The sequence below is a fragment of the Enterobacter cloacae complex sp. P2B genome (assembly GCF_014895985.1).
In the GTDB taxonomy this organism is placed as follows: domain Bacteria; phylum Pseudomonadota; class Gammaproteobacteria; order Enterobacterales; family Enterobacteriaceae; genus Enterobacter; species Enterobacter bugandensis.
The window spans coordinates 117,407-142,103 of record NZ_JADBQQ010000003.1 but is presented as its reverse complement, the minus strand read 5'-3'; the positions used below and the strand labels follow the sequence as shown (position 1 = coordinate 142,103).

At 55.5% G+C, this 24,697-nt stretch carries 20 protein-coding genes; 7 read left to right on the top strand and 13 right to left on the bottom strand.

Annotation, left to right across the window (positions count from 1 at the left end; genetic code table 11):
• Positions 1–15: 15 nt before the first annotated feature.
• From IM313_RS02605 to IM313_RS02595, 3 genes are all read right to left on the bottom strand, one after another.
• Positions 16–1,338: an MFS transporter gene (locus IM313_RS02605; RefSeq protein WP_028014749.1), complete on the bottom strand. Its 1,323-nt coding sequence runs from the start codon at positions 1,336–1,338 to the stop codon at positions 16–18.
• A gap of 261 nt (positions 1,339–1,599) precedes the next feature.
• Positions 1,600–2,625, bottom strand: a complete 1,026-nt coding sequence (gene yhjD, locus IM313_RS02600) for an inner membrane protein YhjD (RefSeq protein ID WP_192971959.1) — start codon at positions 2,623–2,625, stop codon at positions 1,600–1,602.
• Positions 2,626–2,676: 51 nt separating this feature from the next.
• Positions 2,677–3,576 carry a LysR family transcriptional regulator gene (locus IM313_RS02595; RefSeq protein ID WP_028014747.1) on the bottom strand — a complete coding sequence of 300 codons (900 nt, stop codon included), beginning with the start codon at positions 3,574–3,576 and terminating at the stop codon, positions 2,677–2,679.
• A gap of 119 nt (positions 3,577–3,695) precedes the next feature.
• On the opposite strand from IM313_RS02595, the gene IM313_RS02590 reads away from it, so the two are divergent.
• Positions 3,696–4,454 carry an SDR family NAD(P)-dependent oxidoreductase gene (locus IM313_RS02590; protein ID WP_028014746.1) on the top strand — a complete coding sequence of 253 codons (759 nt, stop codon included), beginning with the start codon at positions 3,696–3,698 and terminating at the stop codon, positions 4,452–4,454.
• 173 nt (positions 4,455–4,627) lie between these two features.
• Positions 4,628–5,230, top strand: a complete 603-nt coding sequence (locus tag IM313_RS02585) for a response regulator transcription factor (protein ID WP_045259401.1) — start codon at positions 4,628–4,630, stop codon at positions 5,228–5,230.
• Here the strand turns inward: IM313_RS02585 and IM313_RS02580 are convergent.
• Together IM313_RS02580 and IM313_RS02575 are read right to left on the bottom strand one after the other, a co-directional pair.
• Positions 5,209–5,547, bottom strand: a complete 339-nt coding sequence (locus IM313_RS02580) for a lysozyme (RefSeq protein WP_028014744.1) — start codon at positions 5,545–5,547, stop codon at positions 5,209–5,211. The genes IM313_RS02585 and IM313_RS02580 overlap by 22 nt on opposite strands.
• Positions 5,548–5,618: 71 nt before the next feature.
• Positions 5,619–6,158 carry a GNAT family N-acetyltransferase gene (locus IM313_RS02575; protein ID WP_028014743.1) on the bottom strand — a complete coding sequence of 180 codons (540 nt, stop codon included), beginning with the start codon at positions 6,156–6,158 and terminating at the stop codon, positions 5,619–5,621.
• A 147-nt stretch (positions 6,159–6,305) separates the two neighbouring features.
• On the opposite strand from IM313_RS02575, the gene IM313_RS02570 reads away from it, so the two are divergent.
• Positions 6,306–7,898, top strand: coding sequence for an STY4199 family HEPN domain-containing protein (locus IM313_RS02570; protein ID WP_041911859.1), 1,593 nt, complete (start codon positions 6,306–6,308; stop codon positions 7,896–7,898).
• Between the two features lie 48 nt (positions 7,899–7,946).
• Here the strand turns inward: IM313_RS02570 and IM313_RS02565 are convergent, their stop codons facing one another.
• The 3 genes from IM313_RS02565 to IM313_RS02555 all read right to left on the bottom strand — a co-directional run bounded on the left by IM313_RS02565 (position 7,947) and on the right by IM313_RS02555 (position 12,046).
• On the bottom strand, positions 7,947–9,596 hold the full coding sequence (locus IM313_RS02565; protein ID WP_028014741.1) for an alpha,alpha-trehalase: 1,650 nt from the start codon (positions 9,594–9,596) through the stop codon (positions 7,947–7,949).
• 183 nt (positions 9,597–9,779) lie between these two features.
• Positions 9,780–11,132 (bottom strand): glutathione-disulfide reductase, encoded by a 1,353-nt coding sequence (gene gorA, locus IM313_RS02560; RefSeq protein WP_049000476.1) that lies wholly within the window; start codon positions 11,130–11,132, stop codon positions 9,780–9,782.
• 71 nt (positions 11,133–11,203) lie between these two features.
• Positions 11,204–12,046, bottom strand: coding sequence for a 23S rRNA (adenine(2030)-N(6))-methyltransferase RlmJ (locus IM313_RS02555; protein ID WP_192971958.1), 843 nt, complete (start codon positions 12,044–12,046; stop codon positions 11,204–11,206).
• A gap of 179 nt (positions 12,047–12,225) precedes the next feature.
• Between IM313_RS02555 and prlC the strand changes: the two genes are divergently transcribed.
• Together prlC and rsmJ are read left to right on the top strand one after the other, a co-directional pair.
• Positions 12,226–14,268: an oligopeptidase A gene (gene prlC, locus IM313_RS02550; protein ID WP_192971957.1), complete on the top strand. Its 2,043-nt coding sequence runs from the start codon at positions 12,226–12,228 to the stop codon at positions 14,266–14,268.
• Positions 14,269–14,275: 7 nt separating this feature from the next.
• Positions 14,276–15,028 (top strand): 16S rRNA (guanine(1516)-N(2))-methyltransferase RsmJ, encoded by a 753-nt coding sequence (rsmJ, locus tag IM313_RS02545; RefSeq protein WP_032644932.1) that lies wholly within the window; start codon positions 14,276–14,278, stop codon positions 15,026–15,028.
• Between the two features lie 60 nt (positions 15,029–15,088).
• Here the strand turns inward: rsmJ and uspA are convergent, their stop codons facing one another.
• A complete protein-coding gene (uspA, locus tag IM313_RS02540; protein WP_003861223.1) occupies positions 15,089–15,526 on the bottom strand; it encodes a universal stress protein UspA in 438 nt (145 codons plus the stop codon).
• A gap of 283 nt (positions 15,527–15,809) precedes the next feature.
• Between uspA and uspB the strand changes: the two genes are divergently transcribed.
• A complete protein-coding gene (gene uspB, locus IM313_RS02535; RefSeq protein WP_003861224.1) occupies positions 15,810–16,145 on the top strand; it encodes a universal stress protein UspB in 336 nt (111 codons plus the stop codon).
• A 53-nt stretch (positions 16,146–16,198) separates the two neighbouring features.
• Here the strand turns inward: uspB and pitA are convergent, their stop codons facing one another.
• Entirely contained in the window at positions 16,199–17,698 is a 1,500-nt protein-coding gene (gene pitA, locus IM313_RS02530; protein ID WP_063155483.1) for an inorganic phosphate transporter PitA, read from the bottom strand.
• Positions 17,699–17,926: 228 nt separating this feature from the next.
• Between pitA and IM313_RS02525 the strand changes: the two genes are divergently transcribed.
• Positions 17,927–19,123, top strand: a complete 1,197-nt coding sequence (locus IM313_RS02525; protein WP_192971956.1) for an NAD(P)/FAD-dependent oxidoreductase — start codon at positions 17,927–17,929, stop codon at positions 19,121–19,123.
• Between the two features lie 53 nt (positions 19,124–19,176).
• On the opposite strand, the gene IM313_RS02520 is transcribed toward IM313_RS02525, so the two are convergent.
• From IM313_RS02520 to IM313_RS02510, 3 genes are all read right to left on the bottom strand, one after another.
• Complete coding sequence (locus IM313_RS02520) at positions 19,177–21,000, bottom strand: integrin alpha (RefSeq protein ID WP_136484783.1); 1,824 nt, start codon at positions 20,998–21,000, stop codon at positions 19,177–19,179.
• Between the two features lie 107 nt (positions 21,001–21,107).
• Positions 21,108–22,151, bottom strand: coding sequence for a fimbrial protein (locus tag IM313_RS02515; RefSeq protein WP_047367220.1), 1,044 nt, complete (start codon positions 22,149–22,151; stop codon positions 21,108–21,110).
• 11 nt (positions 22,152–22,162) lie between these two features.
• The gene (locus IM313_RS02510; RefSeq protein ID WP_049000480.1) at positions 22,163–24,670 is read right to left on the bottom strand and encodes a fimbria/pilus outer membrane usher protein; all 2,508 of its coding nucleotides are present in this window, start codon (positions 24,668–24,670) and stop codon (positions 22,163–22,165) included.
• Between the last annotated feature and the right edge of the window lie 27 nt (positions 24,671–24,697).

Below are 24,697 nucleotides of genomic sequence, written 5' to 3'. Positions count from 1 at the left end.
TCAGGCCGCAATGAATTACAGCGCCTGATGCTTAGTCTCATGCGTCAGCAGCAGCGCAATCAACGTCAGCGCCGCCATGGCCGCCAGATAAACGCCCACGTAGAACAGACCATAATTTGCCTGCAGCCAGGTGGCGATATACGGTGCCACGGACGCGCCCAGAATAGACGAGACGTTATAGGAGAACGACGCGCCGGTATAACGCACTTCCGTCGGGAACAGCTCCGGCAGCAGCGCGCCCATCGGGCCGAAGGTCAGCCCCATCAGGCTCAGGCCAATCAGCAGGTACGCCATCACCAGCGCCGGGCTACCTGAACTCAGCAGCGGCGGGAAGACGAACAGAGCAAACAGAATGATCAGCGTGGTGATCGTAATCATGCTCGCACGACGACCAAACTTATCCGCCAGCAGGCCGGCAATCGGTACCATCACGCCAAACCCAATCACCGCCATCATCAGCATCCACAGCACTTCGTTACGCGGCAGGCCCAGCCCAACCGGCGCGGCGGCGGTACTGTAGGTCATGGAGTACACCGTCATGATGTAGAACAGCGTGTAGGTCGCCAGCATGATAAACGTGCCCAGCACGGTCACGCGCACGTGTTTGGTCAGCAGGGTGCCCAGCGGCACTTTTACCTGTTTTTTCGCCGCGGCTACTTTTGCGAACACCGGCGTCTCATGCAGGGAAACACGCACATACAGGCCAATCAGCACCAGCACGGCCGAGAAGACAAACGGGATACGCCAGCCCCAGCTCATGAACTGTTCATCCGTCAGCAGCCAGGAGAGCAGCAGGAAGGTCCCGTTGGCAAAGAAGAAGCCAATCGGCGCGCCAAGCTGCGGGAATGAACCGTACAGCGCGCGTTTACGCGGCGGGGCGTTCTCGGTCGCCAGCAGCGCCGCGCCACCCCATTCACCGCCCAGCCCCAGACCCTGACCAAAACGCGCCAGCGCCAGCAGGACCGGCGCCAGAATGCCGATGGTTTCGTAGGTCGGCAGCAGGCCGATCGCCACGGTGGAGATGCCCATCGTCAGCAGCGAGGCCACCAGGGTGACCTTGCGCCCAATACGATCGCCGAAGTGTCCAAACAGCGCGGAGCCAATCGGACGCGCCACAAACGCGATAGCAAAGGTCGCCAGGGACTGTAGCGTCGCCGCCGTCGGGTCTCCCTGCGGGAAGAAAATATGCGGGAAAACGATGACCGCTGCGGTGGCGTAAATGTAAAAGTCGAAGAACTCAATGGCGGTGCCAATCAGCGATGCGACGACAACTTTATTGCGCGAGTTTACCGGGACGTTTTCCGCACCAGAGTCGAGTGTTGTGGCTGTTGATTGCATAATATTTTCTTATTTTTTGTCGAACGAAAGGCCATATTACGCACAGCAAAAGCGACATTTCAATCTGTAACAAAATAGCTTCCTGATTATAAAATCAACAAAAAGCGGATAATGTTCAGGCTAGCCAAAATGCTTCCATGAAATGCTTCACGTTTTTTAAATATTGGTGGATAAAACTGGTTTTCGGTTAAATAAAAGTTACGGACTGGATTTATATGCTGAAATGATGAGTCGGGCTGAAATATCAGCCCGAGAGCGGAATTAACGGTGTGTTTTTCCGGGCATTCGCGTGTCGCCTTTGTACTCGGCGGTGGCAATCCACGCCGCGCAGAACAAGGTTAAACGCGCGAAGAAGTAGAAGAACGCCATCAGCCCCAGCACCGAGCCAAATGCCGCGCCGGATGGGGATTTCACCAGCGACGGCAGGGTGTAGGTCATCACGATCTTAATCACTTCAAAGCCGATCGCCGCAATCAATGTGCCGCGGAGCAGCGCCTTCTTACGCGGACGATGCCGAGGCAAGCGCCAGAAAATCCAGAAGAACAGCAGGTAGTTGGCGAAGATGGAAATCGCCAGCCCGATGCCGCGCCAGGCGGGCTTCAGCCATTCGATGTAATCAAGATAGAGCGCAGAAATAATCATCTGCTGCGCGGAGCCCGCCACGGAGGTAATGGAGAGTGTGACGACGAGCGCGATAAGCAGGCCAATCAGCGAAATAAAGTCGCGGAAATATTTAACCCAAATTTTCTCCTGATCCTGCGGTTTACGCTCCCACACCTCGCGCGACTGGGCGCGAATAGCTTCGCGGAGGTTGCCCATCCAGTTAACGCCGGAGTAAAGGGCGATGAGCAAACCGACGATCCCGACGGTGGTGCGCTGCTGAACGGCGGTGTTAATCGTGCTTTTTAGCGTGGTGGCGAGGGTTGGGTCACTGACGTTATTCAGGATCTTATTGAAAATATCCTGCAGCAGCGTTGGATGCGACGCGAGTACAAAACCGGCCGCAGCAAACGACACCATCAGGATGGGGATCATCGACAGGAACGAAAAATAGGTGATCGCGGCACCGAACTGGTTCCCCATGCGGTCATTAAAGCGCTCGGTCGCACGTATAAGATGCGCAACCATGGGAAACTGCTGAATTTTCTCCGCCAGGCTGGTGACGGTGCCCAGCGCCTTGCTGGCGGTACCAGGGGCTTTAGCCTCTTCCGGCTCGGTTTCCATCTTCTTGATGGGTTCATAATCTAAATGTTGGGTGGGTCGTTGCGGGTTATTTTCCGGCGTCACGCGTCTTTTCCTTTTTCGTTTGGCTGGATGTTACTGAATTATAGCTTGCGACTAGTCCACGTAAGCTTTTGTGAGTTCGGTTAGCCACTCCATAAACAGGTGAACCCGGCGAGAGAGGTTGCGCCGGTGGGGGTAAATCAGGGAGACAGGCATCGGTTCCGCGCGATACTGCGGGAGGATCTCAATCAGTTTCTTTGCGCGCAGCAGGTCGCGCACCCCAACGCGCGGGGCCTGAATGATCCCCAGCCCGGCAAGGCAGGCGGCCTGGTAAGTTTCCGTGCTGTTGACGGTTAGCACCCCGCCCGTTTTTATCCACTGCGTCGTGCTTCCGTTATAAAATTCAAAGCCCTGAGGGCGGCTTCCCAGCATCGCGGCATAATGAATCACGGCGTGCGAGCCCAAATCGTCCAGCGTGTCAGGGTAGCCAAAACGCGCCAGATAATCCGGGCTGGCGCAGTTGATCACCGACAGCTTGCCCAGCGGACGGGCTATCAGCCCTGAGTCCTTCAGGGAACCCACGCGGACCACGCAATCAAACCCTTCCCGGACCACATCCACCAGACGATCGCTGCTGCTGAGCTCCAGTTCGATACCCGGATACTGCTGTAAAAACGCAGGCAGTTTGGGGATGACGACATTTCGAGCAACGCCAACGGGCATATCCACGCGCAGCCTTCCGCTGATGCTGGAGGGATCGTGCTGAAACATACCGTCCAGCTCATCCAGGTTCGCCAGCAGATCTTTTGCCCGTTCATAATAGACCATGCCGTCCTGCGTCAGGCTGACGCGGCGCGTGGTGCGGTGCAGTAGCTGAGTGCCAAGCCGGTTTTCCAGTGCCTGAATTTGCCGGGAAACGCTGCCTTTCGGCAGCGTTAATGTCTCTGCCGCGCGGGAAAAACTCTCCAGTTCCGCGACGCGAACAAACAGCTGCATTGCGTGAATTTTATCCATAGATGAAGCTCATTGTTGTTTGTACTGAAACAGTGAAGCGTTATTACCCATCTTTATTGATCTTCTATCACCTAATAAGCTCTTTCTCAATCTCCATAACAGCCAAAACGAGGTTTATGATGACTGAACGTATCGCATTAGTGACGGGTGGTAGCCGCGGCTTAGGTAAAAACGCTGCGTTAAAGCTGGCTGCAGACGGCACGGGAATTATCCTGACCTACAATCGTAGCCAGCAGGAAGCGCTGGAAGTTGTGCGCGAAATTCAGGAAAAAGGCGTCAAGGCGGCGGCATTAAAGCTCAATGTCGGGGATATCGCCAGTTTCGAAAATTTTGCTCAACAGCTTCAGGAGATCCTGAAGAGCGTCTGGCAGCGCGAAACATTTGATTATTTATTGAACAATGCCGGAACGGGTTTATACGCACCCTATACCGAAACGACGGAAGCCCAGTTTGATGAGGCGCTGAACATTCACTTCAAAGGGCCTTTCTTCCTGACGCAGCGCCTGCTGCCTCTGCTTAACGACGGGGGGCGGATCCTCAATGTCTCCAGCGGACTGGCCCGCTTCACCCAGCCAGGCTCAGGAACCTACGCGGCCATGAAAGGGGCGATGGAAGTGCTCACCCGCTATCAGGCGAAGGAGCTTGGAGCGCGCGGTATCTCCGTCAATATTATCGCACCAGGCGCGATCGAAACCGACTTTGGCGGTGGGCGCGTGCGCGACAACGCGCAGCTTAACCAGATGCTGGCGTCGCAGACGGCGCTGGGGCGGGTAGGTTTGCCGGACGATATCGGGGATGCCATTGCGGCGCTGCTTAGCGATAAGCTTGGCTGGATGAACGCGCAACGTATTGAAGTGTCAGGCGGTATGTTCCTGTGATGTCTGATGTTAAGGGGAGGGAACCCCTTAAGGAAATCCTTAATATGGATGTGTCAAAATGCGGGTAAATATAAAAACCACTCGCGGATTTGTAACCTCTCCATTCATTGAGTTTTTTCTTAAATAGCGCCTATGTAGAATCCCCCTTCGCTATTCTCAGAGGGAGAAATACGATGCGAGTAATCATGTTTGACAGGCAGTCGATATTTATTCATGGAGCGATACACGGTTTGCAGAAATTAATTCCTGAAATAAATATAACGGGGGCTTGTCAGGCAGACGATTTATGGACGCAAATATCCGCGTCACCGTCTGCTATCGTCATGATTGACGGCAATTTAATTCAGGATGAGGGGAGTTCTTTCCTGGATGAAATTATGCATCGCTTCCCGTCGGTACGGGTGATGATGGTTCTGGCAAAAAAAGAGACCCGATGGGTTGAACAACTCATGCAGCGAAACGTGATGGCTATTATCCCCCGTAACGCTAACCCTGAGCGGTTTGCCGCCGTGCTGGATTCCGTGTCCAGAGGGATGGTCTGCTTTCCCGCTGAGTGGGTCAGCCAGCAATCGTCAGCGCAGGCGTTACTTTCCTTAAGCGAGCGTCAGCGTGAGGTGCTGAAGCTGCTGGCGGCGGGCGAATCAAACAAAGAAATTGGTCGCAATCTCAACATCAGTGCGGCCACGGTAAAAGCGCATCTGGAAGCGCTTTTTCGCCGGCTGGAGGTAAAAAACCGAACCCAGGCAGCCATGTACTACACCCGGGCGACGGCCTGAAGCAGCGCTTTCGGGAGTGAAGACGTCACGCCGAAACTCAGTATCATCAGTACCAGCGCGTCATGCTGCTGCTGGGTTAATGGATGTATACACTTTTCCCGCAGCAGCGTTTCACAAAGCTGAATATCTTCATGGAGTAAATATTCCGCCTGAAGAGGCGTGATAAGGCCGTGAAAATTTTCCCGTTCGCGGATCACATGCCCATAGCCGATAACCCATACACCCTTTTCATCACGATATTTCTCCAGTGAAAGCCCTTGATGTTTCTTTATTAATTCTATGGCGGCAGAAGATATATTTAGCGCATGACCGTTCATATTCGTTTCCTCTTAATGGCGATACTGTAGAGGAATCGCGGTACGAGCAATATCCGCCAAATGGCTGTTGATCAGGAATTATTGTTCAGGTATTCCTGCCGTAATAACCCAAATAACCAGTCATTTTGCCAGCGACCGGAAAGGTAATAGCTTTCACGTAGCTCGCCTTCCAGCTGGAAGCGGGCTTTTTCCAGCAGGCGCCTGGAGGCGACGTTTCCCGCGGTGACGGTGGCGGTGAGCCGACGAATACCGCCCTGATGAAAGGCGTAATCGCAAAGCGCCTGCAGGGATTCGAAGCCGTAACCTTTGCCCTGCGCCTCGGGGGCAAAAAGAAAGCCCACTTCGGCGCAATCTTCTTCCCGATGAATATACCCGGTAACGCCCAGCGGGGCCTGTGAGAGGGCATCACGTACGACGAGGCACAGCCAGTGCGCGCTGCCTGGCGTCCAGGGCGTCAGGCGCGAATCAAACGCCTCCCGGATCGCTGCGACGGGGCGGTTCTCCGCCACAAAGCGCATGACTTCGGGGTGTTGCTGCAACGCCAGAAAAAAGGGCCAGTCTTGTTCCTGCAGGGGCGAGCAGTTCAGGCGTGAGGTCATTAAAACTGGCATTAAGATTCTCCCGAAGCATTTTAAATGATTTTAGGGTTGTCACTTTATTTCAACAGAAAGTCAGGTATGGTTAAGCGCGTATAAATAAAAAGAAAAACGGCCGTTAGTGCCCATTCCGGATGTCTTCGCTGTCGCTTAAGGAAAACAATGACTCTCAGCACATCACATCATATCCGCGAACAGTTTGAACACTGTCTGGCGGTCATTCGCCAGGCGTCGGTGGAAATCTTGCTTCTTCTGAATGTACATGTTTCTGAGGGAAAAGATCCACGCTGGTTTCTGGAACAGCTGGACAGCGCGCGTTTAGGCCTCGGGGGATGGGCTACGGTTGCGAAGAAGCTTAACCTGAATGATGCCGAGATGTCGGAATTTACGCTGCAGCTGCGCCTGCTGCAGCAGCGCGTCCCGCAGTACGAAAGCGGGCAGGATGTCAGTGAAAACCAGCTCATTGCGGCGATGCGGTTTGTGACTACGCTGGAACATCTTCGTCTGCAGCAGCCGCTTCTGACCTACAGCACCGAGCTGGCCCCGGGAAGCGAACTCCAGCAACAGCAGGCGCACAAGCAGGTACGCGCAATTGAGTTAATGATTAAAGGCCTCATTCAGCAGGCCTGGCCCGATCAGGTGCGGCTCAATAATCATCTTAAAACCTTATTTAACGCTGACCGCGTACGGCGCTGGCTGAAGCATGGCGAAATCAACGATGTCCTGAGCGGCATGATGTTCAGTGAACTGGCGCAAATGCTGGTGGATAAAAAAGAGTTCAGCCGTTATTACGCCTCGCTGTTTAACGACCCGTCCATGCTGACGCTCCTGGTGGAGCCGCGCAAAACGCTGCAAACCTTCCTTGACGACATCCGGCAAATCCGCAACAGCATTACGGTGCAGAAAACGTTAAGTTCGGCGCAAATTCAGCTGCTGGATAACTACTACATGCAGATCTCCCGTCCGGTTCAACGCGCGTTTGAAGAGGGGAGAACGCGCGTCAACCCGGCCGGATTCATGGCGGTGGATGCCAGCGAGCTGCACGCGTTCTGGGAAAAGGCGCAAAAAATGGATCGGGTTACCGGTGGGGATCTGTTTGAAGTCCGCGACACGATTGAAAAGCCGACCCAGCGCGCCCCGCGCACGCCCGAACAGCGTGAGCAGCTTATCTCCGGTGCGCTATGGGGAGCGGTCGGCGTGATGGTGATTGCCATCGTGGTAGGCGGCTTCTGGCTGGTGACCAGCAGCAAACCGCAGCCTGCGGCCGAAAATACGGCGCAAGCGGCGGCTCCGCCGCAGGAGATGCGCGAAACCCCTTCCTCGCGCGAGACGCTGACGCGCATGGGGGTGACATGGGACGAGAGTAATTTCCGTTCGGCGATTAACCGCAACGATACCCGCGTGGCGCTGCTCTTTTTGCAGGGTGGGATGGACTGGAAGCTGTCATGGACCGAAGAGGCGATGTCGGCAGGCTATGACGACGTTCTGGAGCTTATGCTGCGCTATCGGCAGAACATGGCAGAAGAGAAGCCGTGTCGTCGTTTCATCAATACGCTCAGCCACGCCATGTCAAACGGCGAGTCCCTGACGTCAATACGTAAAGAGTATCTGAAAGCGTTCTGCACCGTGCCGGCCGTGGTGAAGCGCCAGAAGCACGATCTTGAGATGGCAACGCGACGCGCGCAGTCACAGCCGGATGCCACCACGAAAAAATGGCAGTCTATTCAGACCGCCATTTATGAGGTGATTCGCTAAAGTTTTCCCCCTCTCCCCGGAGGGGAGAGGGGCCAGATCGCACCCCTCTCAAGGCTCCCCATACAACCCAATCAACCGTCGCACCACGCCGTTCGTCCAGCCGAAGCCATCCTGTAGCGGATACTCCCCGCCGCCCCCTTCGCGCGGCGTACTGCTGGCGATGTGGTACTTCTCAATCAGCTTGTGGTGCGTCTTGTAGAAGTGGTTCACCGTATGCAGCCAGCTCCAGGCGATTTCATCCCCCAGCGAGTCGTTGCCGTACTGCTTGAACCCCTGGATCGCCATCCACTGCAGCGGCGCCCAGCCGTTGGGTTTATCCCACTGCTCGCCGGTTTCGTATTCGGTTGCCAGAATCCCACCCGGCGTCAGCAGACGCGCTTTTACCGCGTCAGATAAACGTTCTGCCTGCTCGTGCGTCGCCATTCCAACATACAGCGGCACAATGCTGGCGGCAGAAAACAGCGCCATCTGCTCGCGTCGCCAGTCGTAATCGCGGTAACAGCCACTCTCCTCGTCCCACAGATAGCGGTTCACCGCCGCGCGGCGATCGGTGGCCTTCTGGCGGAACAGCTCGGCCGTCTCTTTATCCCCTTTCGACGCCGAGATATTGGCAATCGCGCTCTCCAGCTTAAACAGGAAGGCGTTCAAATCGATGGGGATAAACTGCGTCGTGCGGATGCTGGCGAGCCGTGCCGGATCGCGAAGCCAGCGGGAGGAGTAATCCCAGCCAGACGCTGCACCCGCACGCAGATCGCGATAGACCTCATTCGGCGGACGACCCGAGTGGCGGGCGGTTTCCACGTCCTCAATCCACGATTCGTCGCGCGGGGTGTCACGGTCGTCCCAGTAGCGGTTCAGCAATGAACCGTCCGGCATGCGCACCGCGCTGCGGTAGGCCTGATTAAGCAGGAGCGACTCCGCGCCGTCCATCCAGAAGGCATGCTCCATTTTGAGATGGTCGAGGTAACGCTTCGCGCCGCGCACGCCGTCCTCTTCAAACAGCTCCACCATCAGGGCAAAGACCGGCGGCTGCGAGCGGCTGAGATAATAGGTGCGGTTGCCGTTAGGGATATGGCCGTAGCGTTCGATCAGCCACGCAAAGTTATCCGCCATGCACTTCAGCAGATCGTTACGGCCACTTTCCGCCAGCCCCAGCATGGAGAAGTACGAATCCCAGTAGTAGGTCTCGCTGAATCGCCCGCCGGGCACGATATAGGCCTGCGGCAGCGCCAGCAGGGACGACCAGGGAATATGGTCCTGCGGTTCGCGCGTCAGGACGGGCCACAGGCTATCAATGTGCTCTTTCAGCGACAGTCCGGGGTCGGAGACATATTCCGTGCTGTAGGTTTCAGGCAGCCAGAAGTGGTTCTCAACGAACTGGCGCAGGTCGAAATCCCGGTGCCGTCTGACCTTACGGTAGCGGATCAGAATATCCAGCGGATCCATCTTCGGCGCGCAGTCGGGGAAGGTTTTGCTGTCCGCAAATAGCCGCGTCGACTGGACGTGTTCGAACAGTTCAAGGTAGCGATCGGCGGGCGTCAGGGCATCTGAGGCGGGTAGCCCCTCGATCATTTCGGGTTCCGGCTCCGCCTCAATCATCTCATCCAGTTTTAACTCGCAGGGATCGGTCTCGTAGCGCAGCTCTTCTGCAATCTCGAATTCGATGTTCTCGGTAGCCTGTAGTTTCTGGTTGAACATGGTGATAGGGACCTCCGGTTATGTGTTCTGAAGACAGGTTTCTCCGGGCGTCCTATAAGCGTAGACATTCGCTTCGGTAGATGTGGAGGGATATGTGCGGTAGATCACTCTTTTCGGAGCATTCGTTTTGCAACGATTTATGTATGTGAATAAAAAAAGCCCCTCCGGAGAGGGGCTTCTGCATTATCGCATGGTGACAAACTCTTCCGCCGCCGTCGGGTGGATCGCCACGGTGTTGTCGAAGTCTTTCTTGGTCGCACCCATCTTCAGCGCCACCGCAAAGCCCTGCAGGATCTCATCCATGCCGAAGCCGATGCCGTGGATACCGACAATCTTCTCTTCCGGGCCCACGCAGACCAGCTTCATGCGGCACGGCTGACGGTGAGAGGTGACGGCGGTATACATCGCGGTGAATGCGGATTTATACACTTTCACCTGGTCGTCGCCGTACTGCTCACGGGCCTGCGGCTCGGTTAAGCCGACGGTGCCGATTGGCGGGTGACTAAAGACCACGGTCGGGATGTTGCTGTAGTCCAGATGCTCGTCCGGCTTGTTGTTGAACAGACGCTCGGAGAGACGACGGCCTGCCGCAACGGCCACCGGCGTCAGCTCAACCGCACCGGTGTTATCACCGACGGCGTAAATGCCCGGTACGCTGGTATTCTGGAACTTATCGACGACGATGTAGCCTTTTTCGTCGGTTTTCACGCCGGTCACCGCCAGGTTAAAGCTGTCGTTCGCCGGTTCACGGCCAATCGCCCAGATCAGGCAATCAACGGTCTGGCTGCGGCCATCTTCCAGCTCAAGGGTCAGGCTGCCGTCCGTGTTTTTAACGACCGCTTTTGGCACGGCGTTGGTGTGCAGGGTTGGGCCTTCGGTGTTCATCACTTCAACCAGCGTATCGACGATCAGCGGGTCAAAGCTGCGCAGCGGTGCGTGTTTACGCACGAACAGGTGCGCTTCTGCACCCAGGCCGTTAATCACGCCAGCCAGCTCAACCGCGATGTAGCCCGCGCCCACCACGGCAACGCGCTCAGGCAAGGCAGGCAGCTCGAAGAAGCCGTCGGAGTCGATACCGTATTCCGCGCCCGGAATATTCGGGTGGCTCGGACGGCCGCCGGTGGCGATCAGGATATGATCGGCGGTGATCGTCTCGCCGTTCACTTCGATCGTTTTCGCGTCCACAAAGCGGGCGAAGCCGTGAATCACGTCGACGTTATTTTTGCCCAGCACGTTGTCGTACGAGGTGTGAATGCGGTCGATGTAGGCGGTACGGCTGGCGATCAGCTTGTCCCAGTCGAAATTGTTGATGGTGGTGTCAAAGCCGTAGTCCGGACCGTACATATGGATCGCTTCACGAATTTGCGCCGCGTGCCACATCACCTTTTTCGGTACACAACCCACGTTCACGCAGGTGCCGCCCAGCGCTTTGGCTTCAATCAGCGCACATTTCTGGCCGTACATGGCCGCGCGGTTGATGGAGGCGATGCCGCCGCTGCCGCCGCCGATTGCGATGTAGTCATAATGCTTAGTCATAGCTTTTGTCCTTAATCGTGAATTGCCGCGATTGTATACCTGAAATCAATAGTTTCCACCGATGGCTGCAATTACTCCGGCACGATCCAGCTGACGGTGGCGTGGCCCGTTCCGGCTGGCACCAGCGTTTTGTGCAGCCACGGCAGCACGTTGTTCATCTGCGCTTCGAGCTTCCACGGCGGGTTAATGACGATCATGCCCGAAGCGGTCATGCCGCGCTGGTCGCTGTCCGGGCGTACCGCCAGCTCGATCTGCAGAATTTTGCGGATGCCGGTCGCCTCAAGGTCTTTGATCATGCGCTTGATCTGCGCGCGCAGCACCACCGGATACCACAGGGCGTATGTCCCGGTGGCGAAGCGTTTGTAGCCTTCGTGGATACCGGTCACCACCTCCTGATAGTCGGTTTTGATTTCGTACGGTGGGTCGATCAGCACCAGGCCGCGACGGGAAACCGGCGGCAGCTTGGCTTTCAGTTGCTGGTAGCCGTCGGCTTTGTCGACGCGGGCGCGGCTGTCTTTCTGAAATTCCGAACGCAGCAGCGGGAAGTCGCTCGGGTGCAGTTCGGTCAGCTGGAGGCTGTCCTGCTCGCGCAGCAGCTGGCGGGCAATCAGCGGTGAGCCAGGGTAGTAGCGCAGCTGGCCGTTGCGGTTGAAGTGATTCACCACGCCAATGTAAGGCTCCAGCTCGGCGGGCAGGTCGTCCTGCTGCCAGATGCGGGCGATGCCCTCAAGGTATTCGCCGGTACGCTCGGCATGCTCGCCGCTCAGCTGATAACGGCCCGCGCCCGCATGGGTGTCCAGATAGAGAAACGGCTTCTCTTTCTCTTTAAGCGATACAATGATCAGGCTCTGAACGGTGTGTTTGAGGACGTCGGCATGGTTGCCAGCGTGGAAGCTGTGGCGATAACTGAGCATGGGTAATGGTATTCCGCTGAATTGACGATTTGCCACAGTTTACAGCAGAACGGCACAGATTACCCGCAGGCCCGGTAAGCGCAGCTATTGAAATCCTCTACACTTAACCCCATTACTGAAAACAATATGCACAGCGCCGGATGCGCGCTTCATTCACCTATTTCAACAGGACAGCGTTTATGACCAATCCATTACTGACGCCTTTTTCGTTGCCACCGTTTTCTAAAATCCTCCCTGAGCATGTGGTTCCAGCCGTTACCCAGTCGCTGGACAACTGCCGCGCGGCGGTAGAAAGCGTGGTTGCGCAGGGCGCGCCGTACACCTGGGAGAATCTGTGTCAGCCGCTGGCCGAAGTGGACGACGTGCTGGGGCGTATCTTCTCTCCGGTAAGCCACCTGAACTCGGTGAAAAACAGCCCGGAGCTGCGTGAAGCCTACGAACAAACCCTGCCGCTGCTCTCTGAGTACAGCACCTGGGTCGGCCAGCACGAAGGGCTGTACAAAGCCTACCGCGACCTGCGCGACGGCGACCATTATGCCGAACTGAACACGGCGCAGAAAAAATCGGTTGATAACGCCCTGCGTGATTTCGAACTGTCCGGTATCGGTCTGCCAAAAGAGAAGCAGGTTCGCTACGGTGAAATCGCTGCGCGCCTGTCCGAACTGGGCAACCAGTACAGCAATAACGTCCTTGACGCCACCATGGGCTGGACGAAGCTGATTACCGACGAAGCAGAGCTGGCGGGTATGCCGGAAAGCGCACTGGCGGCGGCGAAAGCCCAGGCCGAAGCGAAAGAGCAGGAAGGCTTCCTGTTAACGCTGGATATCCCGAGCTATCTGCCGGTGATGACCTACTGCGACAACCAGGCCCTGCGTGAAGAGATGTACCGCGCCTACAGCACCCGCGCCTCCGATCAGGGGCCGAATGCCGGTAAATGGGACAACAGTCCGGTGATGGCGGAAATCCTCGCCCTCCGTCACGAGCTGGCTCAGCTGCTGGGCTTCGACAGCTACGCGGATAAATCCCTCGCCACCAAAATGGCCGAGAACCCGCAGCAGGTGCTCGACTTCCTGACCGATCTGGCGAAACGCGCCCGTCCTCAGGGTGAGAAAGAGCTGGCCCAGCTGCGCGCCTTCGCGAAAGCGGAGTTTGGCGTGGACGAGCTGCAGCCGTGGGATATCGCGTACTACAGCGAAAAACAGAAGCAGCACCTCTACAGCATCAGCGACGAGCAGCTGCGCCCGTACTTCCCGGAAAACAAAGCCGTCAACGGCCTGTTTGAAGTGGTTAAACGCATTTACGGCATTACCGCTAAAGAGCGTACTGATATTGACGTCTGGCATCCGGACGTGCGCTTCTTTGAACTGTATGACGAGAAAAACGAACTGCGCGGCAGCTTCTACCTCGATCTCTACGCGCGTGAGAACAAGCGCGGCGGGGCGTGGATGGACGACTGCGTGGGCCAGATGCGTAAAGCAGACGGTTCTCTGCAGAAGCCGGTCGCCTATCTGACCTGTAACTTCAACCGTCCGGTAAGCGGCAAACCTGCGCTGTTCACCCACGACGAAGTGATCACCCTGTTCCACGAGTTCGGTCACGGCCTGCACCACATGCTGACCCGCATCGAAACCGCCGGCGTCGCCGGTATCAGCGGGGTGCCATGGGATGCGGTCGAGCTGCCAAGCCAGTTTATGGAAAACTGGTGCTGGGAGCCGAACGCGCTGGCGTTTATCTCCGGCCACTATGAGACCGGCGAACCGCTGCCCAAAGAGCTGCTGGATAAAATGCTGGCGGCGAAAAACTACCAGGCGGCGATGTTCATTCTGCGTCAACTGGAGTTCGGCCTGTTCGATTTCCGTCTGCACGCCGAGTTCAGCCCGGAGCAGGGGGCGAAAATCCTCGAAACGCTGGCCGAGATTAAAAAGCAGGTTGCCGTTATTCCAGGGCCAACCTGGGGCCGATTCCCGCACGCGTTCAGCCACATTTTCGCGGGCGGCTACGCGGCGGGCTATTACAGCTACCTGTGGGCCGACGTGCTGGCGGCGGATGCCTTCTCTCGCTTCGAGGAAGAGGGGATCTTCAACCGCGAAACCGGCCAGTCGTTCCTTGACAACATCCTGACCCGCGGCGGTTCTGAAGAGCCAATGGTGCTGTTCAAACGCTTCCGTGGCCGCGAGCCGCAGCTGGATGCGATGCTTGAGCATTACGGGATCAAAGGCTGATTGTTACGTGAAGATCTGCTTAGTGGATGAAACGGGCGCCGGAGACGGCGCCTTATCTGTTCTGGCGGCCCGCTGGGGACTGGAGCACGATGAAGAGAACCTGATGGCGCTGGTGATGACGCCGGAACATCTGGAGCTTCGCAAGCGCGACGAGCCGAAGCTCGGCGGGATTTTTGTCGATTTTGTCGGTGGCGCGATGGCGCACCGGCGTAAGTTCGGCGGCGGTCGCGGCGAAGCGGTGGCCAAAGCGGTCGGCATTAAGGGGAGCTATCTCCCGGACGTGGTGGACGCCACGGCGGGGCTGGGACGCGATGCGTTTGTGCTGGCGTCGGTGGGCTGCCGGGTGCGGATGCTGGAGCGTAATCCGGTTGTTGCCGCGCTGCTCGACGACGGGCTGACGCGAGGCTATGCGGACCCGGAAATCGGCCCGTGGCTGCAGGAGCGTTTGCAGCTTATCCACGCGTCAAGCCTGACGGCGCTGACGGACATCACCCCGCGTCCGCAGGTTGTCTACCTCGACCCGATGTTCCCGCATAAGCAGAAAAGCGCGCTGGTGAAGAAAGAGATGCGGGTATTTCAGTCGCTGGTGGGGCCGGATTTAGACGCAGACGGCCTGCTGGAGCCGGCTCGTCAGCTCGCGACGAAGCGGGTGGTGGTGAAGCGTCCGGATTACGCGCCGCCGCTGGCGGACGTTGCTACGACCAACGCGGTGACCACGAAAGGGCATCGGTTTGATATTTATTCGGGGACGCCGGAATAAAAAAAGCCGGGTGGCGGCTTCGCCTTACCCGGCCTACTTTCAGTGCCGCTTTTTTTGCACTTACTCGTCTTCTTCGTCGCGCAGCGGAACAATCAGCATGTCCACGTGAACGGTGTTAATCAGCTGGCGTGCTGAAGACATCAGCTTGCTCCAGAAGTCCTGATGATGACCGCATACCACCAGGTCCATATCGTATTTCTTAATCGCATCAACCAGCACCTGACCCAGGTCGCCGCTGCCGCTCAGGGTTTCGGTGATCGGATAGCCCGCGTTGGTGGAGAGCTCGCTCAGCGCGTGATGCGTTTCTTCAGAGATGCGTTTCTGCATATCGCCCAGATTGACGTCGATCAGACCGGTGTAGAGGTCGGAGTAATTCACATCAACGTGAATCAGGGAGACTTTCGCGTTGTAGGGACGTGCCATAGATACCGCTTTATCAACCAGCACTTTGCTCTCCGGGGAGAGATCTACCGCGATAAGAATGTGTTTGTAAGCCATAGTGTTACTCCTTCCTTAAGTTATCGATGACTAAATGGGAAAGCCGTCGTCTGATGCTTTCATTACGGCCCAGTTAAACATATTTTTCAAGCTTTGGTGTTGATAACGATTAACCTTGTGGCAAAAAAATTAACGGATCTCCTACACTATTTAATGAGCCGTTCGGATATTAAAACGCGAACCGGATCGACTTTTAGTCATTCTTTCACTGAACTGTCTGTCAGGGCATTGGGGTGCGGTAGCTCAGGAGCCTTGCTTCGTGGGCGGACGCCGGGGAGGATGTATGATTAGCACCGTCGCATTGTTTTGGGCGTTATGCGTAGTTTGCATAGTGAATATGGCGCGCTACTTCTCATCGTTACGTGCGCTGTTAGTGGTACTTCGTGGTTGCGATCCGTTGCTGTATCAGTATGTGGACGGTGGAGGGTTCTTCACCTCGCATGGACAGCCCAGCAAGCAGATGCGTCTGGTGGGGTATATCTACTACCAGCGCTACCGCGATCATCACGATGAAGAGTTTATCCGTCGCTGCGAGCGTCTGCGTCGTCAGTTCATTTTAACCAGCGCCCTGTGTGGGCTGGTCGTGGTCAGTATGATTGCGTTGATGATTTGGCACTGAGCATAAAAAAAGCGGGTCAGTTTCCTGACCCGCTTTTTGTCGCCTTCAGCCAATTAAATCAGCTTCAGCGAAATCCAGTACAACCCGCCTGACAGCAGGATAGAAGCCGGAAGCGTAAACACCCAGGCCATCAGAATGTTGGTCACGGTTTTGCGCTGCAGACCGCCGCCGTCAACAATCATGGTACCTGCCACGGACGAGGAGAGTACGTGGGTGGTGGATACCGGCATACCGGTGTAGCTCGCCAGACCGATAGACACTGCCGCCGTCATCTGCGCGGACATACCCTGCGCATAGGTCATGCCTTTCTTACCGATCTTCTCGCCGATGGTGGTCGCCACACGGCGCCAGCCAATCATCGTACCGATACCCAGCGCCAGCGCGACGGCCATGATGATCCAGATTGGCGCGTACTCAATGGTATTGAGCATATCGCTTTTCAGTTTCTTCAGCAGACGCTTGTCGTCACCATTCACCTCTGGCAGCTTCGCGACTTTATCGGTCACGTCGGAGATACAGAGCATGATACGACGCAGCTGACCACGCTGTTCAACGGCCAGTTTATCGTAGCTTTCGATGTTGCCCAGCATACCTTTGGCACGTTCCAGCGCGTTAATCGCGTTAGCCGGATGGCAGTGGAATTCGCCAGGCGCGGTGGTGGCACCGGCATCCGGAGAAGGGATCAGCTGGTCAACGCCGGTCGCTTTTTTCAGCAGCTCAGGGTGCTGCTGGAAATAGGTTTCAACGTTGTTGACCGCATCACGGGTACGGGTGATTTCGTAACCCGAGGCGTTCATATTCACCACGAAGCCCGCCGGTGCGACACCGATCAGAACCAGCATCACCAGACCAATGCCTTTCTGCCCGTCGTTCGCGCCATGAGAGAAGGCCACGCCGATAGCGGAAATGATCAGGGCGATACGCGTCCAGAACGGCGGCTTTTTCTTGCCGTCTTTCTTCTCACGCTCTGCTGGCGTCAGGTGGATACGCGCACGTTTCTTCGTGTTGCTCCAGTAGCGACGCAGGATGAAAATCAATCCACCCGCAACCACCAGACCCACGATAGGGGAGACGATGAGAGAAGCGAAAATGCCCAGTACTTTAGGCAGATTCAGCGCATCAACAACCGATGTCCCGGTCATCAGGGCGTTGGTTAACCCGATACCGATAATCGCGCCGATGAGGGTGTGAGAACTGGATGCAGGCAGGCCAAAGTACCAGGTACCGAGGTTCCAGATAATGGCAGCAAGCAGCATTGAGAACACCATGGCGAGGCCATGACCGGAACTCACGTTAAGCAGCAGATCCGTTGGCAGCATATGCACGATCGCATACGCAACGCTCAGTCCGCCCAGGAGGACACCAAAAAAGTTAAATACCGCCGCCATAACAACCGCAAGCTGCGATCGCATTGCGCGAGTGTAGATAACCGTTGCTACTGCGTTTGCAGTGTCGTGGAAGCCGTTGATCGCTTCGTAAAACAGTACAAAAACCAGAGCAAGCAATAGTAAAAGCCCGGTATGTAAATCCAGGCCGGCAAACAAATGTAGCATAGGACGTTACGCCATTTTGAGGACATGAACGCGGCGCATTATCCAGGACAAATGCGCAACGGGCAAAGTGAAATATAGACTTTTTTTGACATACCACCTGATTTGGGAAAAGTGCCTGAAAGGATAATCGTTAAATTTCAATGGAATGGCTTTGTAATATCTTTTTACGCTGGTGTGACCACAGAGGAAACTTTACAATCCGCGGCAGTTAACGAAGAGGGTTTTGACGTGGAAAGGTTTGATGCCGTGGTTATTGGCGCCGGTGCGGCGGGTATGTTTTGTGCGGCGATGGCCGGACAGGCGGGTCGTCGCGTGCTGTTGCTGGACAACGGGAAAAAGCCAGGCCGCAAGATCCTGATGTCAGGCGGCGGGCGCTGCAACTTCACCAATCTTTATGTCGAACCCGCGGCCTATTTGAGCCAGAACCGCCATTTTTGTAAATCTGCGCTGGCGCGTTACACCCAGTGGGACTTTATCGACCTGGTGGGTAAGCATGGCATCGCGTGGCATGAAAAAACTCTGGGGCAGCTGTTCTGCGACGACTCCGCGCAGCAGATTGTCGATATGCTGGTGGCCGAGTGCGAGAAGGGCGGCGTGGTCATGCGCCTGCGCACTGAAGTGCTGGAGGTGGCCCGCGACGAACAGGGGTACACGCTGCAGTTGAACGGTGACACCGTCAGCGCCGATAACCTGGTGATCGCCAGCGGCGGCCTCTCGATGCCCGGGCTGGGCGCGTCACCGTTCGGCTACAAGATTGCCGAGCAGTTTGGCCTGAAGGTGCTGCCCACCCGCGCCGGGCTGGTGCCGTTCACGCTGCATAAGCCGCTGCTGGAGCAGCTACAGACGCTGTCCGGCGTCTCTGTTCCTTCCGTTATTACTGCCGAAGACGGGACGGTGTTCCGCGAAAACCTGCTCTTTACCCACCGCGGTCTCTCCGGCCCGGCGGTCCTGCAAATCTCCAGCTACTGGCAGCCGGGGGAATTTGTCTCGGTGAATCTGGTACCGGACAGCGATCTGGACGCGTTCCTCAACGAACAGCGTACCGCGCACCCGAATCAGAGCCTGAAAAATACCCTGGCGATGCAGCTGCCGAAGCGTCTGGTGGAGTGTTTGCAGGGGCTGGGGCAAATCCCGGATGTGTCGCTCAAGCAGCTTAACAGCCGCGAGCAGGAAGCGTTGGTAGAGACGCTAACGAACTGGCGCGTTCAGCCAAACGGTACCGAGGGGTATCGCACGGCGGAAGTGACGCTGGGCGGTGTCGACACGAATGAGCTTTCTTCACGCACGATGGAAGCGCGTAACGTACCGGGGCTCTACTTTATCGGCGAAGTGATGGACGTAACCGGCTGGCTCGGCGGGTACAATTTCCAGTGGGCGTGGTCGAGCGCCTGGGCGTGCGCGCAGGCGCTGCAAAATGCGCAATAAATTGCCGGGGAGTCTCCTCCCCGGCGGTGTTGCCCATTCAGATGATGTAAGCATTAATCCGGTATAGCGTAATCCGCAATGCGGAAGGTGACCTTACCTGTCCAGGTGTTATCACGGTAAGAACCAATGGCGAGACTGTCCTGAGTGAAGCCATTGAAGCTCCCGGCCGCAATGGAAGCGCCGAATTTTTCATACTGATTTTTACCCCAGTAGACTTTCGCAACGCCTTCTCTCACCAGCGTATTAATATTGATCATGCCTTCTTCATCGTCAGCGTAGTCATCCAGGCTTTTACCGCCGTTGATGACATACACGGCGCCCACCTGCGTGCCGCTGCCGTTTACCGCATTCGGATCGCCGATCACCAGGTCTTTTTTACCGTCGCCGTTCAAGTCCACATTACCGAGAATGCTGTTCCCGAACCCTGCCAGCTTGCTGCCAGGCCTGTCGGCGTAAATAGCATAGCCATCGTGTACGCTAAATGTTTTGTTGTAGTTCAGCCGGGTGTGCGCCGCATCGAGGAACAGAGACGATGGTAGCTTACTGCCGTCGGCCTTACCTTTAATAATCCAGACCAGCCCGGAACGTTTTTTATCAATACCCATGTCGGCAGGGGCGCTAATCGCAAAAGCGTTAGCGTGAGCATTCAGGAAGTTACCTAATGGCGTAATGGTGCCGTTATTGGGCTTATCCTGCGTATACGCGCTATGATCGTTACTTCCTTCACCTCCGCCGGACTGACCACCCAGGAAAGCCGCCCCCATACCGTGAATGCGGGTTGCCTGCGTCGAGTTTAGCGAGGCGATGTCGAGATTCCCCTGGTTGAAGCTGCTGCCGTAGACGAGATAGGCCGTGCCGCGTCCATCAGTGCCGCTGTTCTCTGATTTACGGCCTTCATTGACCGATTCCGGGTCGACGATCAGGTAATCACTGAAGCCGTCGCCGTTAATATCCCCGACATCGCTGATCTGCTGCCCAAGGTTGTAGTTAAGGGGTTTATCCGGACCGTTGGTGGCGGTCATTTGCGGACGAATATAGGCACCGGTCGCGGCAGGGATCTCCCAGTCGCCCAGGTTGTTGCGCTTAATATCAATATTCTGCCACTGATCGCCTGGCTTTTGAGCGCCGTAGATAATGATGGCGCCGCCGCGTCCGCCCGTGCCTTCGATATCGCCGATAGCAAGATCGACCATCTTGTTAGCCACGGCAGAATTTTTATATTTAATTGGGCCTACCGCGGCGCCAAACCAGCCGCCGGTATTCGCATTGCCTGAAGAATTCACCGTACGGATGCGAATACCCAGGCGAGCGTCGCCGTTGTCGATATCATTGAGGTCAATCTGATTAGAAAGACGCGCGCCGGTACGGTGATGCGGTCCGCCCCAGATAATATAGACCTGATCATGCCAGTGGGAGGCGATGACTAAATCATCATATCCATCGCCGTTAATATCACCTATTTTACGTACCGCGACGCCCATCCATTTTGTCGTCACTGAGCCAGGCTTATTCGCTTTATTGCTGTGGATAATTTTAAGCGCGTTTTGCGGATCGAATTCACCTACGTTATTGACTTGCTGCATGGGTTTCCCACCGGAAGTCCCGAAAATGACGTACGCGATCCCTTTTGCGCCATCCCCCCAGGGGGCCGTAATGACAATATCTTCACCCGCGATATGCGAACCATTGTCCTTATCGGAAAACTTACCGATCGTGGTCATCGTCATACCGAAATAGTCTTTTTGTTTTTCACCCTTAATAGATACAGGGACAGAATAAGGCTCGATATCGCTGGCGATAACCTGTGATGCCGTGATGCCAGTACCTGATAAAGCTGCAACGCAAAGCGCTACACGCGTTTTCGTTTTGAGTTTCATAGTATATATCCTTATACAAATCCATTTTTCATACCCGGCAACTCATTTGTATAGCGCTATGTGTTGCCGGGAAATAAGAGGTTTCTACGCTGTATTAAGTTTTTTCTTTATTTAAACTCGAAATCCAGCGTGGATGTGGCTTCAAATTTTCCCGGTTGTGGAGACTTTTCTCCTTGTTGGACAGGTGTTGCTATAATAGTGACATTCCCCTCCTGCGTTGGTACGGCCGAACTGCTGCCATCAATTTTATTCCCGTTGTGTTCAAGTTTTATCCCTAAATCATTGCGCTCACCTTCATCATTATGGGTCTTGATAAAACCAGAGCCATTAAAATCGGACGCGCGGAACTTAATACTCACCTTGCTTTCATCTTCAGGATTTTTGCAAGTCACACGAATATCCACGCTTTTTTGCTTACCGGTGGCCTCGGGCTTAAATTCATTCGCGGTAATACTGCCAAACGGGACCTTGATGGTTTGCCCGTCATTAATCATGCATTGTGGTGGAATATCAATTGACAGTTGGAAATTAAGTGTGACAAAAGGTCTGGAGGTGTCATAACTCCCCGTCTGTTTTTTGGCAAAAATGGTCACTAATTCCTGCATAGGAATATCAATGCGGCCTGAAGGAAGCGGTTTAGTTAATTCCAGAGAGACAGTCCCGCTGGAGCCGGTTGCGAACAGAGTATGGTCGTTTTTATCATCACAGTTATTTGTCGCAGGACGTCCATTATCAACACCGGCGGTATTACTCAAATCAACCGGGATATACCGCAATTCATCCTCGCCACCAAGAACGACATTTATACCGATATTAATACCCTTTTCCGCATCCAGAGGATAATAGATAAAGTCTGCGTTACGTTTGCCGCCTCCTGTGCCCAGTTTCGTACTGGTAAATCGAAATAAGATACTTTCTGGCACGCTGGAGTCCTGACAGAGGCAGATACCATTAAAATTACCTTTATTATTCCATGTGGATTGGGTTGTGCCGGGTACGTCGTCGGCAGTAAGGTTTTCGATAATATCAAACTTGTGCGCCTGGCCAGATACGGTTGATGTTGGCCAGCAGCTTCCTACAACATCAGCATAAGCTGGCGCGCCCATCAATCCCCCTGCTGCCAGGCACGCGAGTAACGTTAATTTTTTCATTTTTAATTCCTTTATTTATTAACGGATGATTTGCAGGTCTGCGTTAACTGCACAATTCCGCTAATCGTGGGTTCCTGGCCAGAAAGCTGATAGTGAACCTGGCAACGCTGATCGGGTTTCTTACCCCAGCTCACGTCTAACGTCCCTTTTTCCGCCATCCCGGTGAGGAATACGCTGCCTTCATCACCCACAATGCTGCTGGTGGTATTCTGAGAAACAATGGCACCGAACGGAACGGGTTTGCCCTGCGCATCTTTCAGCGTCATCATCAGGCGTTTACCCACCGCCGTGGTGAAACGTGCCCGAACGATAGCCCCCCGGGTGGGAACGACTTTATGGCTGTTACTTTCCAGCTCGACATCGTCAGGTAATGTATCGGGACGCAGCTGGATATTGCTCTCCTGATAAGGTGTCAGGTAAGGCACCACCGCATAGCCCCAGGGGTCGGTGCGCACGCCAGTGTGGTTACGGACGCTGACACCTGCGGCATCCGGCGCTTCAACCAGAGCGACCGTTTCACCCAGCGACTGCGCCAGCGTGACGCCATGAGGATGAACCAGCACGCCCCCGCGCAGGCTGTAATTCAGCCGCTGCGCGTCCCGGCTATAGCCATACCCGGCGCCAACCTGCGCATAGCGTCCGTTATAGCTAAGCGAGGCATCGCTGCTGTTTGCCTGGCTCCCTGGGTTGATATTCTGCTGTACGCTCCAGTTCAGGTTATTGTCCTCAAGGGCGCTGCCGCTCAGGGAAACACTGTGGCCTGGCGAGCGTTTTTCCGCCGCAGAGAAGGTGTAACCGGCACGTGTGGAGCGGAGCCATTTGTCCAGAGGGACGCTCACGCTCAGGCTGAACAGATTGTCCTGGTTATAGAGACGCTGGTTATCCTCTTTTGTCACGTTCAGATAGTGGTTGTAATTCAGGCTATAGCTGATCCCGTTCCAGCTGTTGCCATAGCCCAGCGTGGCGGAGGTCGTGCGTTTTTGGCTCGTGTGGTAGTCCTCGCTGACCAGCATGGCGGAGAGATAGCCGAGGTTTTCTCCCAGGTTTTGGTTTAGCGTCAGTTCTGTACGGCTACGGCGTCGATCCAGGCGCGAGGGTTGCGAGTGATAGCTGCTCAGGGTTTCACCGAGCGTGTAGAAATCGGACGTCGAGTAGCGATAGCCCGCAATCGCAACGTTAGTGCCGGTAGACAGCAAATTTTTGTTATAGCGCAGGCGTAGCGACTGTCCCCGGTTTTTCTCTGCCTGTTTAGTGGTGGCCCAGGCCTGGGTAATATCAAATGACAGTGCGCCAAAATCGCCCATGTTTTTACCCATGCCAAAAAGCAGGGACTGATATTGACTGGCGGCCTGCATGCCTCCGTATATCGAGGTTTCCCACGGCAGACCGTAAATCAGGCTCCCTTGTGAAAACAGGGCATTCTCAGCATCGCTGCTGCTGGAACGATAGCTGCCGCTAATGACTTCATATTTGTATTGCCCTTCCCGCTGCATAACCGCTAACGACGCGTAAGGCACTAAAGAGACTTGTTCGCTGCCATCCGCCTCTTTCACCACAACTTTCAGCTCGCCGCTGCTGCCGAGGTAAAGATCGTTGATGACAAATTCACCGGGCGGGACATAGCTTTGATAAATGCTGTAGCCGTTCTGAAAAATAGTGATCTGGGCATTAGTACGAGCAATACCGCGGATCACCGGCGCATAGCCTCGCAGGCTGCCCGGAAGCATCTGTTCATCCGAGTAAAGCTGAACGCCGCGAAACGGGGTGCTATCAAAGACTTCTGTGGTAGAACTGTTATCCCCGACAATCAGCTGGCTATTCAGGGCGCTGATATCACGCTGCAGATAGGTATAAACCGATTCCCAGCGCCCAGCTTGTCCCTGGCTGTTACTCCAGGTCGAGAAATTGCGTAAACGCCAGGGTCCAACGTTCAGTCCCGGACGCAGGCTGAGGTACTGGCTATCGGTTCCCGTCCCGTTGTGCGAGGTCCACGTGGCGCCGCTGTAGTTGTAGCTGAGCATCAGGCCCGGAATACCCTGTTCCCGACGCGCAGGATCGATGTAGCCGTGAGCGTGGCTGTCCAGGGCCGCCTGGGGAATGCTGAGCCTTAACGCCTGCTCGCTGAAGTCAAATTCGCTGCTTGCGAGAGGGATCGCCGACAGATTCGCGCAGCCCTGGGTATCGTCCCGGAGCAACGGGAATGCCGCCGTTTTAACACCAAACGACTGGAGCGTCTCCTCGCTGAGGCACGGTGCGAGGATATTTTTATGCTGCGCGTTCTCTTCGAGTCGAAACGTGATATCGCGCGTGTCGAACATTTTATTGTTAAGAAACAGGTCAACACGATAAACGCCGGGTGTCTGGCTCTCTTTGTTCTCAAAGAGAGAAAGATCGACGGCGGTACGCGGCGCGCCACCCGTTTCCAGAAAGGCCGGGTCGAAGTAATCACTGGCGTATAATGCGCTGGGTAATATCCAGGCAAAGCAAAGCGCTGGACGAATGCCCCAAAATATAGTCATGAAAAAATACCCCTGTGAGGTTATTGT